At 57.6% G+C, this 13,673-nt stretch carries 14 protein-coding genes; 1 reads left to right on the forward strand and 13 read right to left on the reverse strand.

Annotated elements, in window-relative coordinates:
- Positions 1 to 27: 27 nt before the first annotated feature.
- Genes ftsW through mraZ form a run of 9 tightly spaced genes read right to left on the reverse strand, consistent with a single transcriptional unit; the run spans position 28 to position 10,114 of the window.
- Positions 28 to 1,215, reverse strand: a complete 1,188-nt coding sequence (gene ftsW / locus QV747_RS07530) for a putative lipid II flippase FtsW (RefSeq protein WP_081986629.1) — start codon at positions 1,213 to 1,215, stop codon at positions 28 to 30.
- Entirely contained in the window at positions 1,215 to 2,624 is a 1,410-nt protein-coding gene (gene murD, locus QV747_RS07535) for a UDP-N-acetylmuramoyl-L-alanine--D-glutamate ligase (protein WP_273430150.1), read from the reverse strand. The genes ftsW and murD overlap by 1 nt, the downstream gene beginning before the upstream one ends.
- Before the next feature lie 7 nt (positions 2,625 to 2,631).
- Complete coding sequence (gene mraY / locus QV747_RS07540) at positions 2,632 to 3,717, reverse strand: phospho-N-acetylmuramoyl-pentapeptide-transferase (protein ID WP_028450236.1); 1,086 nt, start codon at positions 3,715 to 3,717, stop codon at positions 2,632 to 2,634.
- Positions 3,718 to 3,720: 3 nt separating this feature from the next.
- Positions 3,721 to 5,100, reverse strand: coding sequence for a UDP-N-acetylmuramoyl-tripeptide--D-alanyl-D-alanine ligase (gene murF / locus QV747_RS07545; RefSeq protein ID WP_308445255.1), 1,380 nt, complete (start codon positions 5,098 to 5,100; stop codon positions 3,721 to 3,723).
- Complete coding sequence (locus tag QV747_RS07550) at positions 5,100 to 6,581, reverse strand: UDP-N-acetylmuramoyl-L-alanyl-D-glutamate--2,6-diaminopimelate ligase (RefSeq protein ID WP_273430151.1); 1,482 nt, start codon at positions 6,579 to 6,581, stop codon at positions 5,100 to 5,102. The genes murF and QV747_RS07550 overlap by 1 nt, the downstream gene beginning before the upstream one ends.
- Positions 6,578 to 8,431 carry a penicillin-binding protein 2 gene (locus tag QV747_RS07555; protein WP_231550531.1) on the reverse strand — a complete coding sequence of 618 codons (1,854 nt, stop codon included), beginning with the start codon at positions 8,429 to 8,431 and terminating at the stop codon, positions 6,578 to 6,580. Before QV747_RS07555 ends, QV747_RS07550 begins: the two co-directional genes overlap by 4 nt.
- Positions 8,428 to 8,730 carry a cell division protein FtsL gene (ftsL, locus tag QV747_RS07560; protein ID WP_028450240.1) on the reverse strand — a complete coding sequence of 101 codons (303 nt, stop codon included), beginning with the start codon at positions 8,728 to 8,730 and terminating at the stop codon, positions 8,428 to 8,430. The genes QV747_RS07555 and ftsL overlap by 4 nt, the downstream gene beginning before the upstream one ends.
- Positions 8,727 to 9,680: a 16S rRNA (cytosine(1402)-N(4))-methyltransferase RsmH gene (gene rsmH / locus QV747_RS07565; protein ID WP_273430153.1), complete on the reverse strand. Its 954-nt coding sequence runs from the start codon at positions 9,678 to 9,680 to the stop codon at positions 8,727 to 8,729. The genes ftsL and rsmH overlap by 4 nt, the downstream gene beginning before the upstream one ends.
- Positions 9,677 to 10,114, reverse strand: a complete 438-nt coding sequence (mraZ, locus tag QV747_RS07570; RefSeq protein WP_028450242.1) for a division/cell wall cluster transcriptional repressor MraZ — start codon at positions 10,112 to 10,114, stop codon at positions 9,677 to 9,679. Before mraZ ends, rsmH begins: the two co-directional genes overlap by 4 nt.
- 333 nt (positions 10,115 to 10,447) lie before the next feature.
- Here mraZ and QV747_RS07575 point away from each other — a divergent pair, with 333 nt between their 5' ends.
- Positions 10,448 to 10,618, forward strand: coding sequence for a hypothetical protein (locus tag QV747_RS07575; RefSeq protein ID WP_156129047.1), 171 nt, complete (start codon positions 10,448 to 10,450; stop codon positions 10,616 to 10,618).
- 7 nt (positions 10,619 to 10,625) lie between these two features.
- Here QV747_RS07575 and QV747_RS07580 read toward each other — a convergent pair whose 3' ends face one another.
- From QV747_RS07580 to QV747_RS07595, 4 genes are all read right to left on the reverse strand, one after another.
- On the reverse strand, positions 10,626 to 10,934 hold the full coding sequence (locus tag QV747_RS07580; RefSeq protein WP_047394956.1) for a hypothetical protein: 309 nt from the start codon (positions 10,932 to 10,934) through the stop codon (positions 10,626 to 10,628).
- 145 nt (positions 10,935 to 11,079) lie between these two features.
- Positions 11,080 to 11,937, reverse strand: a complete 858-nt coding sequence (gene rpoH / locus QV747_RS07585; RefSeq protein ID WP_047394953.1) for an RNA polymerase sigma factor RpoH — start codon at positions 11,935 to 11,937, stop codon at positions 11,080 to 11,082.
- A 325-nt stretch (positions 11,938 to 12,262) separates the two neighbouring features.
- Positions 12,263 to 12,565, reverse strand: a complete 303-nt coding sequence (locus QV747_RS07590; RefSeq protein ID WP_028450245.1) for a P-II family nitrogen regulator — start codon at positions 12,563 to 12,565, stop codon at positions 12,263 to 12,265.
- Between the two features lie 9 nt (positions 12,566 to 12,574).
- Positions 12,575 to 13,519: a sodium-dependent bicarbonate transport family permease gene (locus QV747_RS07595; protein WP_028450246.1), complete on the reverse strand. Its 945-nt coding sequence runs from the start codon at positions 13,517 to 13,519 to the stop codon at positions 12,575 to 12,577.
- Between the last annotated feature and the right edge of the window lie 154 nt (positions 13,520 to 13,673).

Below are 13,673 nucleotides of genomic sequence, written 5' to 3' on the forward strand. Positions count from 1 at the left end.
CGCAAAGCGCGAGCATAATCCAGGTGCTCATACGCGATACCCCCGGATTTGCTGCCGGTTTTCATAATCGATCCGCATCACCAGCCCCAAGGCCAGCAGATTGGCCACAATGCCAGAGCCCCCGAACGACAACAGCGGCAAGGTCAGCCCCTTGGTGGGCATCAGGCCCATATTCACGCCCATATTGATAAACGACTGAAAGCCAATCCAGATCCCAACTCCCTGTGCCACCAGCGCATGCCAATGCCGCTCAAGCTTGGTAGCCTGCACGCCAATCGCAAAGGTGCGGAACACCAGAAAGGCAAACAGGCAAATCACCACCGCCACGCCCATGAGGCCAAATTCTTCTGCAATAATCGCCATCAAAAAGTCGGTGTGTGCTTCCGGCAGGTACGACAGTTTTTCCACACTGCCGCCCAGACCCACGCCATGCCATTCGCCGCGCCCAAACGCGATCAGTGAGTGGCTCAGCTGATAGCCCTTGCCATACGGGTCTTGCCACGGATCTAGAAAACCCAGCACCCGCGCGCGCCGATACGGGCTTGAGGCAATCAGCCCGACAAAGGCCACGCCCAGAAAGACAATCAGCCCCAGAAACAGCCGCCAGTTAAAACCGCCAAGAAACAAGGCACCCATCGCAATCGCGGTGATCACGGTAAACGCGCCAAAATCCGGCTCCAGCAGCAGCAAGCCCCCCACCACCGCCATCACCAAGGCCATGGGCAGCAACACTTTGCTAATACTCTCGCCCAGCTTGGCTTCCATGCTATTGGCTTTGCGCACGGTGTAATCGGCGGCATATAGCACGGCAAAAAACTTCATCAGCTCGGATGGCTGCAGATTGATCAGACCCAGGCTCAGCCAGCGCCGGCTACCGTTAACCTCACGGCCAATGCCCGGAATCAGCACCAACACCAGTAAAATCGTGCCCACAATAAATAGCGATGGTGCCCATTGCCGCCATTTTTCGGTCGGGATATTAAACGCCACCAGCGCCGCACAACCGCCAACAAACAGGAAAATCGCGTGCCGCACGAGGAAATAATGCGAGCGAAAACCGGTGTCTTTATCCACCTCGGCCATCGCAATCGAGGCCGAATACACCATCACCAGGCCAATCGACAGCAGCAGCAATACCGTCCAGAACAGCGCCTGATCGTAGCTGCTCATGGTGGGTTTCATGCGGCGCATGGCCTGATAGAAAATCTGGCGCATTAGTGCTGCTCCAGCCCTTTCACGGCGGCGATAAACACCTCGGCGCGGTGATGGTAGTTACGGAACATATCCAAGCTGGCGCACGCAGGCGACAGCAGCACCACATCACCGGCTTCGGCGATATTGCTGGCCATCATCACCGCCATTTCCAGTGAGGGCAGCTGCAGCACTGGCAGGAAATTATCCTCATCGTCGGGCAGGAAGGCCGAACGGGCTTCGTTCAGGGTTTCGGCAATTTGCGGGCCATCGCGGCCAATCAGCAATACGGCGCGGCAGATCCGCTCGCACGCAGGCACTAGCGGGCGGAAATCCTGCCCTTTGCCATCGCCACCGGCAATCAGCACCACTGGCTGGGTCATACCTTTGAGTGCGGCCTCGGTAGCGCCCACATTGGTGCCTTTCGAGTCGTCGTAATACTTCACGCCAGCCACTTCGGCCACAAATTCCACCCGGTGCGGCAGGCCTTTAAAGGCTTTCAGCGCGGCCACCAGCGGGTCTGTGGCCATACCGGCTGCACGGCACAGGGCAATGGCCGCCAAGGCATTCACGGCATTGTGCAAACCGGCCACCGGCAATTCGCTGGCGCGCAGCAATTCAAACTCGCCACAACGCAGGCTAAAGTCACCGGCGATTTCCACCAGACCATATTCGCTGTCATTACGGGGGGTATCGGCCCCAAACCAAATCACATCGCGGCTTTGACGTGCCATACCCCGGCAATAGCCATCTTCACGATTCAGCACTTGCACGCCCAGGCCTTCAAAAATCCGCGCCTTGGTGGCGGCGTATTCTTTCATGCCGGCATAGCGATCCAGGTGGTCTTCCGACACATTCAGCACCGTGGCCGCCGCTGGGCGCAGCGAATAGGTGGTTTCCAGCTGAAAGCTCGATAGCTCCAGCACCCAGGCATCGGGCCATTCGCCACGAGCTTCCCATTCGGCCAGTGCCGACAGCACCGGTACGCCAATATTGCCGGCCATCACCGTGCGCAGGCCGCTGGCCTCGCACATTTGCGCCACCATGGTGGTGACGGTGGATTTACCGTTCGAGCCGGTAATGGCAATCACTTTGCCCGGCTGGCCTTGCAAAGCCAGCGCCAGCAATTCGACATCGCCCAGCACCGGAACCCCGCGCGCCAGTGCGGCCGCCACTTCAGGCGTGGCCAGTGGCACGCCCGGGCTGGTAATCAGCACATCGGCGTCGGCAAACGTGTCGGCATGAAAAGCGCCCAAGCGCACTGCCACCTCTGGCAAGGCGGTGCGCAGATGTTCCAGATTGGGTGGGGTGGCGCGTGAATCGGCCACCGTCACCCGGGCGCCTTTACTGGCCAGCCAACGCGCGGTCGCCAGGCCGGTATCGCCCAGCCCCACCACGATGCAATGTTGATTGTGCAATTGATCGAGCGTCATCTTTGCCTCAGCGCAGTTTCAGCGTGGCCAGACCGACCAACACCAGCAGCATGGTGATAATCCAGAAGCGCACCACCACCTGGGTTTCCTTCCAGCCTTTGAGTTCGTAGTGATGGTGCAGTGGCGCCATGCGGAACACCCGTTTTCCCGTCATCTTGAAGCTGGCGACCTGAATCATCACCGACAGCGCCTCCACCACAAACACGCCGCCCATAATCAGCAGCACGATTTCCTGGCGCACGATCACCGCCACAGTGCCTAAGCCAGCACCCAGCGCCAGCGCGCCCACATCGCCCATAAACACTTCGGCCGGATAGGCGTTGAACCACAAAAAGCCCAAGCCCGCACCGACCATGGCCGCGCAGAAGACAATCAATTCGCCCGCGCCCACCACATGCGGCACGCCCAGATAGGTGGCAAATTTGGCATTACCGGCCACATAGGCAAAGATGCAGAACGCCCCTGCGACCAGCACGGTCGGCATAATCGCCAGACCATCCAGGCCATCGGTCAGATTCACCGCATTACTGGTACCAACGATCACGAAATAAGTCAGCACGCAAAAACCCAGCGCACCAAATGGATAGATGATTTCTTTGTAAAACGGGATGATAAAGCCGGTGTTGGATGCATCCGGGCCCACGTTCACCAGAAACAGCGCCGCACCAATGGCAATCGCCGATTGGCCAATCATCTTGGCCTTGGCCGACAGGCCTTTCGGGTTTTTCAGTGCGACTTTTTTGTAATCATCCACAAAGCCAATCACCCCGGTACTCAGGGTGACAATCAGCACCAACCAGACATACGGGTTTTTCAGATCGGCCCACAGCAAGGTGGTCAGCCCGATCGAGAGCAGAATCAGCGTACCGCCCATGGTGGGGGTACCGGCCTTCACCAAGTGGGTTTGCGGGCCATCATCGCGCACGGCCTGCCCCACTTTCAGCTCGGTGAGCTTGCGGATCACATACGGCCCCAGCACCCAGGAGATGCCCAACGCCGTGATGGTGGCCAGCACCGCGCGCAGCGTGAGGTAGTTGAATACATTAAAGGCCCGGATCGATTCGCCCAGCCATTGCGTGAGAATAAGCAACATGACTTAAGCTCCTTCCGTTGATGCTTGCTCGTGCGCCAAACCGGCCACGACCGTTTCCATGCGCATAAAGCGCGACCCTTTGACCAGCACTTGCGTCTCTGGCGTGAGCAGCGCGCGGGCGGCGGCGATGGCGCTAGCGTGATCAGCACAATGCTGCGCGCCGGCGCCAAAGGCCGCTACCGCATACTGCATATGGGTACCCACTGCAATCAATTGCTGAATACCATTTTCACGCGCATACCCCCCGATCTCGGCGTGGCGTTCCGGCGCATCTGCGCCCACTTCGCCCATATCGCCCAAGATCAGCAAGGTGGGGCGGCCTTGCGCCCCGATCGCGGCCAGCACATTCACCGCCGCTTTCATCGAATCGGGATTGGCGTTGTAGGTGTCATCCAGCACCGCGGCGCCATTAAAGGCCTGCTTGGCTTGCAGGCGGCCTTTCACGCCCTGCCACTGGCACAAGCCCTGCGCAATCTGCGCCACGCTCACGCCGCAGGCATGAGCTGCGGCAGCTGCCGCCAAGGCATTGCGCACATTGTGTTCACCCGGCACGGCCAGATTCACCGCTGCGGTGCCCGCAGGGGTCTGCAATTCGAACTGGCTGCCCGTGGCGGCCAGCTGCACAGCGTGAGCCCGGATATCGCCCGCAAGACCAAAGGTGAGCTGCGTTTGCGCGCCAGCCAATTGCTGCCACAGCGGGGCATGCGGGTCATCGGCGTTAATCACCGCTACCCCGCGCGTCACCAGCCCGGCAAAAATCTCGCCCTTCGCCCGCGCCACGCCTTCCACCGAGCCCAGCGCTTCCAGATGCGCTGCGCCTGCGTTATTCACCAGCGCCACATCGGGCTGGGCAATATGGGTGAGGTAATCGATTTCGCCAAAATGATTCATCCCCATTTCGGCCACCACATAGCGATGCTGGGCTCGAATACCCAGCACGGTCAGTGGCAAACCAATATGGTTATTCAGATTGCCTTGGGTGGCGTGTACATACTCGCTACCGCCTGCGGCAACGGCAAAAATCGACGCCAGCATTTCTTTCACACTGGTTTTGCCATTACTGCCGGTGACACCCACTAGCGGAATCGCCGCATGCTGGCGCCGCCAATAGGCTGCCAGCTGCCCCAACGCGGCCAGCGTATCCGCTACTTGCAGGCGATTGCCTGCACCCGGCTGCTCCACCAGCGCGGCCACGGCGCCTTGCGCCAGAGCACCGGCGACAAAATCATGAGCGTCAAAACGCTCGCCCTTGAGCGCGACAAACAGATCGCCCGGTCGCACATCACGACTGTCGGTCGTGACGCGACTAAATTGCAGCTCAGCATCGCTGACCTGCAGTTGGGCCTGAAGCGCTTGCGCGGCTTCCCGCAAACTCAACATCATTACTTCTTTTTCCTTAACAGCGCTTTTTGAGCCTGTTCCACATCATCGAAGTGGTAACGCTGGCCCTGAATTTCCTGATAGTTTTCGTGCCCTTTGCCGGCGATCAGAATCACATCATTGGCATGCGCCATCTCGATCGCGTCGGCAATCGCCGCGGCGCGGTCAGATTCAATCGCGTAATTGGCATGGCCCGTGCCCGGCACCCCCGACACGCCAGCAACGATGTCCTGAATAATCGCTTTCGGGGTTTCGCTGCGCGGATTGTCACTGGTAATCACCACTGAATCGGCCAGCCGGCAGGCAATCTCGCCCATCAGCGGGCGTTTGCCGCTATCGCGGTCACCGCCGCAGCCAAACACGCAATACAGCCGCGCCCCTGTTGGCATGGCTTCGCGCAGCGTCATCAGCACTTTTTCCAGCGCATCAGGGGTATGGGCGTAATCCACCACCACCAGCGGCAGGCCATCACCACCCAGCCGCTGCATCCGCCCCGCCGCCGGCTGCACCGCGCCCAGCGCGGCACTGGCAGCCTCCAAGGCCACGCCTTGCGCCAGCAGCACGCCCAAGCACGCCAGCAGATTGCTGGCATTAAAGCGGCCCAGCATTGGCGAGCGAATTTGCGTTTCGCCCAGCGGGGTTTGCACCGTTAGCGTGAGCCCTTGCAGCGAAGAATCAAGCTGGGTGCAGCGCAAATCGCCGGCAAAAAAGCCATACGAAAAGACCGTTTTGGCGCTGGTAAAGCCCAGCAGTTCCCGCCCGAACGGATCATCAGCATTGATCACCGCAGCTTGCAAACCGTCCCACTCAAACAATTTGGCCTTGGCCGCGCCATAGGCCTGCATGCTGCCGTGATAATCCAGATGATCGCGGGTTAAATTGGTAAACACCGCGGTATGAAACGGCACGCCATGCGCGCGCGCCTGCACCAATCCATGCGAAGAAACTTCCATCGCCACCTGGGTCGCACCGGCATGCTGAAAGCGCGCCAGCCAATGCTGCAGGCTAACCGGGTCGAGCGTGGTATGCGTCGAGCTTTCCAATTCACCGACAAAACCATTACCCAGTGTACCGAGCACGCCGGCCTTGCCACCCAGCGCATTAAACGCCTGTGCCAACCAGTTCGCAATGGAAGTTTTGCCATTGGTGCCAGTGATACCAACCACCGGTATCTGGCTGAAGTCATTATTTAATAAGCGCCCCACCAAGATACCCACCTGATCACGCAGACCGGGCACGGCGATATTGGGCACTTGGTAGCTTTCATCCCACCGATAACCTTCGGCTTCCCAGATCACTGCCGCCGCGCCATTGGCGAGCGCGCTGGCGATGTAGCGCCGGCCATCCGCGTATTCACCCTGATAGGCCACAAACACATCACCGGTCTGTACCTTGCGGCTATCAGTCACCAGCGGTCGGCCATTCACCAAGGCGGCGATGGCGGCGAAATCATATGCAGGGAGTGTCCAGCTCGCAGGTTTCATGTTTCTTCCTTGATTTCCAGCTCTTCGCTTGGTAGCAGGATATTGTTGGTCGGCGCATCCGGCGGTACACCCAGCAAACGCAGGCTGCCCGCCACCACATTACTGAACACCGGCGCGGCCACCAAACCGCCATAACGCATTTCAAAAGCCGGCTCGTCGATCATCACCGCCACAATCAGGCGTGGATTAGAAATCGGCGCCAAACCGACAAACGAGCCCACCCGTGCGGTGTCGGAATACACCCCATTCACCAGCTTTTTCGCCGTACCGGTTTTACCGCCCACACGGTAGCCGACCACTTGGGCGCGGGTGGCGGTACCACCCGGCAAGGTCACCATTTCCAGCATCTTGCGCACCTGTGCGGCCGTCTCAGCGCTAATGACCTGCTTACCCGGCGCCGGGGCCACCAATTTGGTAAAGGTCACTGGGTGCACTTCGCCATTGCCAGCAAACATCTGATACGCCCGCGCCATCTGCATCACGGTCACCGATACCCCGTAGCCATAAGACATGGTGGCCTGCTCGATGGGGCGCCAGGTTTTCCATGGCCGCACCCGGCCTGGCGATTCGCCCGGGAAGCCGGTATTGAGTTTTTCGCCAAAGCCAACGTCATGCAGGAAATTCGACATCTCCTCGCGCTCCATCATCAGCGCCATTTTCACGGCGCCGACGTTGGATGATTTCTGGATGATCTGTTCGATGGTCATCGCGCCACCGGGGTGATCATCGCGAATGGTGGCTGGGCCGATGGTCATCCGCCCGCCATCGGTATTGAGCACGGTGGTGGGTTTGACCTTGCCAGCATTCAGCGCCATGGCCGCGGTTACGGCTTTCATGGTCGAGCCGGGCTCATACAGATCGGTGAGCGCGCGATTGCGCTTGTGGGCCGGATCGATACGGGCGCGGCTATTGGGGTTGTAAGACGGCGCATTGGCCATCGCCAGCACTTCGCCGGTGCGGGCATCCAGCACCACAATCGCGCCGCCCACGGCCTTGCTGTTATCCACGGCATTTTTCAGCTCGCGATAGGCCAGATATTGAATCCGCCGGTCGATCGAAAGCTGCAGATTTTGCCCTTCTTGCGGCGGCACTATGGTAGAGACGTCTTCAACGATGTAGCCGCGACGATCGCGAATGACTGTGCGCGAGCCGGGTTTGCCGGCCAGCATAGCGTCTTTGGTCAGCTCAAAGCCTTCCTGGCCTTTGCTATCCAGATTGGTAAAGCCCACCACATGGGCCATCACTTCACCGGCCGGATAGTAGCGGCGGTATTCGGTTTGCGAATACACGCCCGGAATATTCAGCGCCAGCACCCGCTTGGCGTCAGCCGGCGAAATATGCCGCTTCACCCACAGAAAATCGGGGCGAGTTTCCTTGCCCTCTTTGTTTTTGCGGGTAACGGTGACTTTGCCCAGCAAGTCGTCGTAAGAGAGCCCCAAAAGGCCGGCCAGCGATTTGATCTCGGCACGTGACACTGGCACCTGATCATCATCACTTTCCTGCTTCCATTCTTTGTGGCGCGTTTCGCCTTCGGGCAATACGCGCATATTGCGCGGGCTTAGCCAAATGGATTGCACTGGCGTCGAGATCGCCAATGGCTCGCCATTACGATCGGTGATCATGCCGCGATTAGGCTCGAGTTTCAGCGTCCGGCGATAGCGTGCATCGCCCTGATCCTGCAGAAACTCTTCATTCATGACCTGTAAATAAATACTGCGACCCAAGAGGGTCGCAAACAGGGCGAGCAGACAGGTGAGGACAAACCACACCCGCCAGCGTTCTAATTTGGGCTTGACCGCGTATTTGGGTTGGCGACGACCACTGGTCATCAGACGGGCCTGTTTCATCATGGCAAGTCCGACACCTGCGGTTTTTGGACTTGTTGCCCGTGTTCGAGAATGACTTGGGTGCGATTAGCCGGTGCCACCTGCATACTCAGGCGGTTTGCCGCTTCAGATTCAATCCGTGAATGCATCGCCCAGGTGCTTTGTTCCAGCTGCAGCTGGCCCCATTCAACATTCAGTTTGCGAGTTTGGGCATCTTGTTTCTGCAGCTCGATATACAACTTGCGCGCTTTATGCTGGCTGGTAATCACCCCCATCGCACACACAATCAAGATACTGAGCAAAAACAGATTCAAACGGGTCATCGCAGCGCCCCGCTGGTGCGCTCGGCAATGCGCAGAATCGCACTGCGCGCACGCGGGTTAGCGCTCACCTCGTCTGCCGACGGCCGCACGGGCTTGCCCAAGACCTTCAGCGGCGCGGGCGCAATTTCGCTGGCCATCACCGGTAAACGGCTGGGCAGCTGATCAGCCGTGGCCTGATCCTGCATAAAGCGCTTCACGATCCGGTCTTCCAGCGAATGAAAGGCAATCACCGACAACCGACCGGCGGGTGCAAGCAGCGCCAGCGCCTGCGGCAGCGTTAGCGATAACTCCTCAAGCTCGCGATTGACGTAAATCCGTATAGCTTGGAAGGTACGCGTCGCCGGGTCCTGGCCCGGCTCACGGGTCCGGACTGCCGTTGCCACGACCGCGGCAAGTTCGCCTGTTGTTGCAAAAGGTTGGACTGCCCTACGCGCAACAATCGCTGCTGCAACCTGCCTAGCAAACCGTTCTTCGCCATAATCTTTTACCACCTCTGCAATGTCTTTCTCATCGGCCGTATTCAACCAATCGGCCGCGGTTATACCCCGCGTGGTATCCATGCGCATATCAAGCGGAGCATCAAACCGGAAGCTAAACCCCCGGGCACCGTCATCCAGCTGTGGCGAGGAAACCCCCAAATCCATCAGCAGACCATCGATGCGGGAGACGCCCAGTTGCGCCAGCGATTCAGTCAGCGTGACGTAGCCCTCGTGCACGATGGTGAAACGCGGATCGCTAATCGTGGCCGCTTCGGCAATCGCATATGGATCTTTATCAAACGCAATCAGCCGGCCCGTCGGCCCCAAGCGCGACAAAATCAAACGCGAATGACCACCACGACCAAATGTGCAATCGACATACACGCCATCCGGCTTGATCGCCAGTGCGTCTACTGCCTCTTGCAGTAATACCGTGCGGTGCACGAAGTTTCCTGCCGCGCCTTCGCTCACAGCACAATCCCTTGCATATTGCTTTCCAACTCATGCGGCGCCATGGCCATAACCTGATCGGTCACGGCATTCCATTTCGCCTCATCCCACAACTCAAATTTGCTACCCATTCCCACCAACACCACGCTTTTATCCAGCTGAGCGCGTTGCCGTAATGTGGGCGGAATCAACACCCGTCCAGCCGCATCCATATCCAGCTCTTCCGCATGACCGACAATCAAACGGCGAATTGGCATATGCACGCCTGAGAGTTGATTGAGCTGATCCCGCACTGGAATCCAGTCCGGTTCCGGATAAATCAGCAAGCAACCTGCCGGCTCGATGGTGATCACCAGTTTGCCCTGAGCCCGCGACAACAGGGCGTCACGGTGCTTAGCCGGAATGGCCAACCGCCCTTTGCTGTCGAGGTTTAAAGACGAAACACCACCAAACATGAACAAATAGCCTTGCGCAATGTGCCCGGAATTGATCACCACTCGGAGTGACTAAGCGTGCGTTTTCTGCCCGAAAAATGCACTTTTACCCACTTTCTCCCACTGCGCCCCACTATAGAGGAAAAAAAAACCCGACACAAGTTGCGTCGGGCGTTTTTCTGTTTTGATACAATGATTTAGATTTAATTTTTAGAAAAAATCATTTCATATCAAATCAATAAGAAACATTCAAAAGTTAAAGTATTACTTTAAGTAAGTTCCTGTCTTCTGACCAAGCTTACCAAAAACCGCCTCGTTTTCCCTTATTCTTACATTTAGGACGCGCTTTCCCCGATGAACGGTCGCCTTTTCTCGCTCTTGCTGCTCGGTTTAATTGTACTGATGGTGTGGCGTCACTTCGTCCGCCCCAACCGCGCGGCCATTCGGCATACCGCCCGCACCAGTGCCATCGTGCTGTTAGTGGCCGCCACCCTGGGACTGGGCTTGCACTTCTGGTCGCACTAAGTCGGGGTCAGATTTTACAGGGTATAAAGACCCATTGCGGCCGATCGGTCAGCCGCCGCCCTTGCCGCCGCCGCTCTTCGGTGCGGGTATCGAGCGGGGTTGCGCCGCGCTGTTGGCGGCGCTCAATCTGCCGGCGCTCGCCGGCACGCCGCTCAATGCCGTTCCAACCACCAGAACTGGGCAACAGCTCGCCCACCGCTGCGCCGCTTAAATCATCAGGGGGCAATGGCTGGTCATGAGGATGCAAATCGGCATACTTCTTAACTGACATGTCAGAGAAAAAGCGATTTCGCACATAGGCAGAGGTTAGCTTCATGTAAATTATGAAATCAATTCAAGCACTTAGCCAATTATCGGCAAAATACGCATTTTCTTGAAGTGATGAAGCTTACAAAACAAAGGGAGCCCGCGGGCTCCCTAGTTACACCATCGGCCGGACGGCCGATCGATTCAAATGCGCTTTATACCGTTGCTGGCAACAAAGCCTGCTTCATTTTTTGCAGCGCTTTGGCTTCAATCTGGCGAATTCGCTCGGCCGAGACTTTAAATTCAGCCGCCAAATCATGCAGCGTAGAGGATTCGCCCTCATCGGTGAGCCAGCGCGCCTCGATAATCCGGCGGCTACGCTCATCCAGCGTATCCAGTGCGGCGCTAATGCCGGTCGATTGCAGGCGATCCATATGCTGACGCGCCAGCACCGCAGTCGGCTCGCTGTGATGATCGGCCAGCCAGTCGATCGGCGCAAAACCTTCGTCATCGCCTTCATCGGCGACCAGCGCGACATCTTGCCCGCTCATGCGGGTTTCCATCTCGAGCACTTCTTCGGGCTTCACACCCAAATCGTCAGCGATTTCCTGCGCTTGCTTGTGCGTTAGCGCGGCAAAGCTGCTTTTCATCGAGCGCAGATTAAAAAACAATTTGCGTTGGGCTTTCGTGGTTGCTACCCGCACCAGACGCCAATTGCGCAGGATGTATTCGTGAATCTCGGCTTTAATCCAGTGCACGGCAAAAGAGTACAGGCGCACGCCACGGCTGGGCTCGAAGCGTTTCACAGCTTTCATCAAGCCAATATTGCCTTCCTGAATCAGATCGGCTTGCGGCAGGCCATAACCGCTATAACCGCGGGCAATCGACACCACCACGCGCAAGTGCGAGAGCACGAGCTGGCGGGCTGCCTCGAGGTCATTTTGCTCTTGATGGCGGCTAGCCAGATCGTATTCTTCTTCCGGCGTGAGCATCGGAAATGCGTTAACTCGCTGAACATAGCGCTCGATACTATCGCCGACCGCTAGAGTCGGTAGCGCCAGGGCTGTGCTCATGGTTAGATCTCCTGATGAAATTCATTCGGTTACTGCAATATTAGCACTCATACCATGGGAGTGCTAATGGTGCAAGAAGTTCACTGATTCAATCACATGCCCGCTTAGCATGCACGGTAATTATTACTATCTGATTGATAGCTTGCGCCAATCGGGATGGCAGGAGCGGGAATTAAGCCTAACGGTCAGGGCCTCATTGCGCTAGCGCCCAGCCCACAGCTCACTGAAGCGACCCGAGCGCAGCAAACTCAAACAATCAAGTAAAGGGGTATTGCTCTACAAGCCTTTAAATAAAAGAGCTAGAAGGAAATACCCCAAGGCAAATTTAAAACTTATCCGCCCGCAGCACGCGCACCTCAGACAGCCACTGCACCAGCGCGTAGTGCTGGCCGTATTCCAGCTGGATTTCCTCGGCCAAGGCTTCGGCCGTGGCGGTACTGGCGATCAGCTCGATCTGGATATTCTCGTTAGCATCAAAGCTGCCGCGCTTTTCGCCGTGAGCGCCCTTGCCGCGAGCCGCCACGATGGTCCAGCCGCGAATTTTGCGCGCCTCAAATAATTCAACCAGATCATTTTCCAGCAGCGCTTCGGTCACGATGGTCAGCATGGATTTAGAATGAAACTGCATCATGACTCCTTAGGCTACCCAATGGGCAAATTGGTAATACAGCGGAACGCCGATTAATAAGTTAAATGGAAAGGTAATCCCCAGCGCCGCGCCCAGCGACAGCGCCGGGTTGGCCTGCGGCACGGCCATCCGCATGGCGGCTGGCGCGGCAATATAACTGGCCGATGCGGCCAACAGCGCCAGCAGGGTTACGCCGCCCACCGACAAGCCCAGCAAATGCCCCACGCCAATGCCGATCCAGCTCAGGCACAGCGGCAAGCCAATGCCGGCCAGCAGGATAAACCAGCCTTGCTGGCGCAGCGCGCCAAATTTCCCTGCCACCACCAGGCCCATCTCGAGCAAGAACAAGGTCAGCACGGGCTTGAATAAATCCAGATACAGCCGATCCAGCGGCTTAATGCCTTCTGGGCCAGCCAAAAGGCCAATCAGCAAGCCGCCCATCAGCAGCACAATACTCTTGCCCAGCAGTACTTCATGCAGCAATTTGCCCCAGCCGTGGCCACTGCCTTTGCCGGCCTGATTCGCACCCTGCCGCGCCAGAATCACCCCGACAATCAGCGCCGGCATTTCCAACAAGACCAGAAACAATGTGGTTTGTGATTCGTGACTCACCCCCAGCCGCGAGAGATAGGCGACGCCCACGGCATAGGTCACCACCGATACCGAGCCATAATGGGCCGACATACTGGCGGCATCCACCTGACTAAATTTCAGCCGCAATACCGGGTACACCAAGAGCGGAATCACAAACCCCATCGCCAGCACCAGCAAAGCCTGCGGCAGCACTTGCAGAAAGGGTTGTTTTGCGAGCTCCAGCCCGCCTTTAATCCCGATGGCCAGCAGCAGAAACACCGACAAGGTGTCGTACAGCGCGCTGGGCAGCTTTAAATCGGACTTCGCCAAACCGGCCAACAGGCCGAGCAGGAAAAAGAGCACTACCGGATCCATCTGCATGTAGATTTATTTCACCTTTTTTAGATATGGGTGCGAATTTACTACATTTCACCCCAAGAAAAAACGCCTAAAAACAATGTGGTTTTGTTTAAAGCTACGTAGTAAAAATACATTTCATGTCAAATGAATACCGCATGGAACCTTTCCCTGCCTG

This window comes from uncultured Chitinibacter sp. (assembly GCF_945957625.1).
GTDB classification, from domain to species: domain Bacteria; phylum Pseudomonadota; class Gammaproteobacteria; order Burkholderiales; family Chitinibacteraceae; genus Chitinibacter; species Chitinibacter tainanensis.

Excerpts from the sequence above, each read along its gene's own strand:
- QV747_RS07575 (WP_156129047.1), top strand. The coding sequence starts at position 10,448 with ATGAACGGTCGCCTTTTCTCGCTCTTGCTGCTCGGTTTAATTGTACTG.
- QV747_RS07580 (WP_047394956.1), bottom strand. The coding sequence starts at position 10,934 with ATGAAGCTAACCTCTGCCTATGTGCGAAATCGCTTTTTCTCTGACATG.
- QV747_RS07555 (WP_231550531.1), bottom strand. The coding sequence starts at position 8,431 with ATGATGAAACAGGCCCGTCTGATGACCAGTGGTCGTCGCCAACCCAAA.
- QV747_RS07550 (WP_273430151.1), bottom strand. The coding sequence starts at position 6,581 with ATGAAACCTGCGAGCTGGACACTCCCTGCATATGATTTCGCCGCCATC.
- murF (WP_308445255.1), bottom strand. The coding sequence starts at position 5,100 with ATGATGTTGAGTTTGCGGGAAGCCGCGCAAGCGCTTCAGGCCCAACTG.
- murD (WP_273430150.1), bottom strand. The coding sequence starts at position 2,624 with ATGACGCTCGATCAATTGCACAATCAACATTGCATCGTGGTGGGGCTG.
- ftsW (WP_081986629.1), bottom strand. The coding sequence starts at position 1,215 with ATGCGCCAGATTTTCTATCAGGCCATGCGCCGCATGAAACCCACCATG.
- ftsL (WP_028450240.1), bottom strand. The coding sequence starts at position 8,730 with ATGACCCGTTTGAATCTGTTTTTGCTCAGTATCTTGATTGTGTGTGCG.
- mraZ (WP_028450242.1), bottom strand. The coding sequence starts at position 10,114 with ATGTTTGGTGGTGTTTCGTCTTTAAACCTCGACAGCAAAGGGCGGTTG.
- QV747_RS07595 (WP_028450246.1), bottom strand. The coding sequence starts at position 13,519 with ATGCAGATGGATCCGGTAGTGCTCTTTTTCCTGCTCGGCCTGTTGGCC.
- QV747_RS07590 (WP_028450245.1), bottom strand. The coding sequence starts at position 12,565 with ATGCAGTTTCATTCTAAATCCATGCTGACCATCGTGACCGAAGCGCTG.
- mraY (WP_028450236.1), bottom strand. The coding sequence starts at position 3,717 with ATGTTGCTTATTCTCACGCAATGGCTGGGCGAATCGATCCGGGCCTTT.
- rpoH (WP_047394953.1), bottom strand. The coding sequence starts at position 11,937 with ATGAGCACAGCCCTGGCGCTACCGACTCTAGCGGTCGGCGATAGTATC.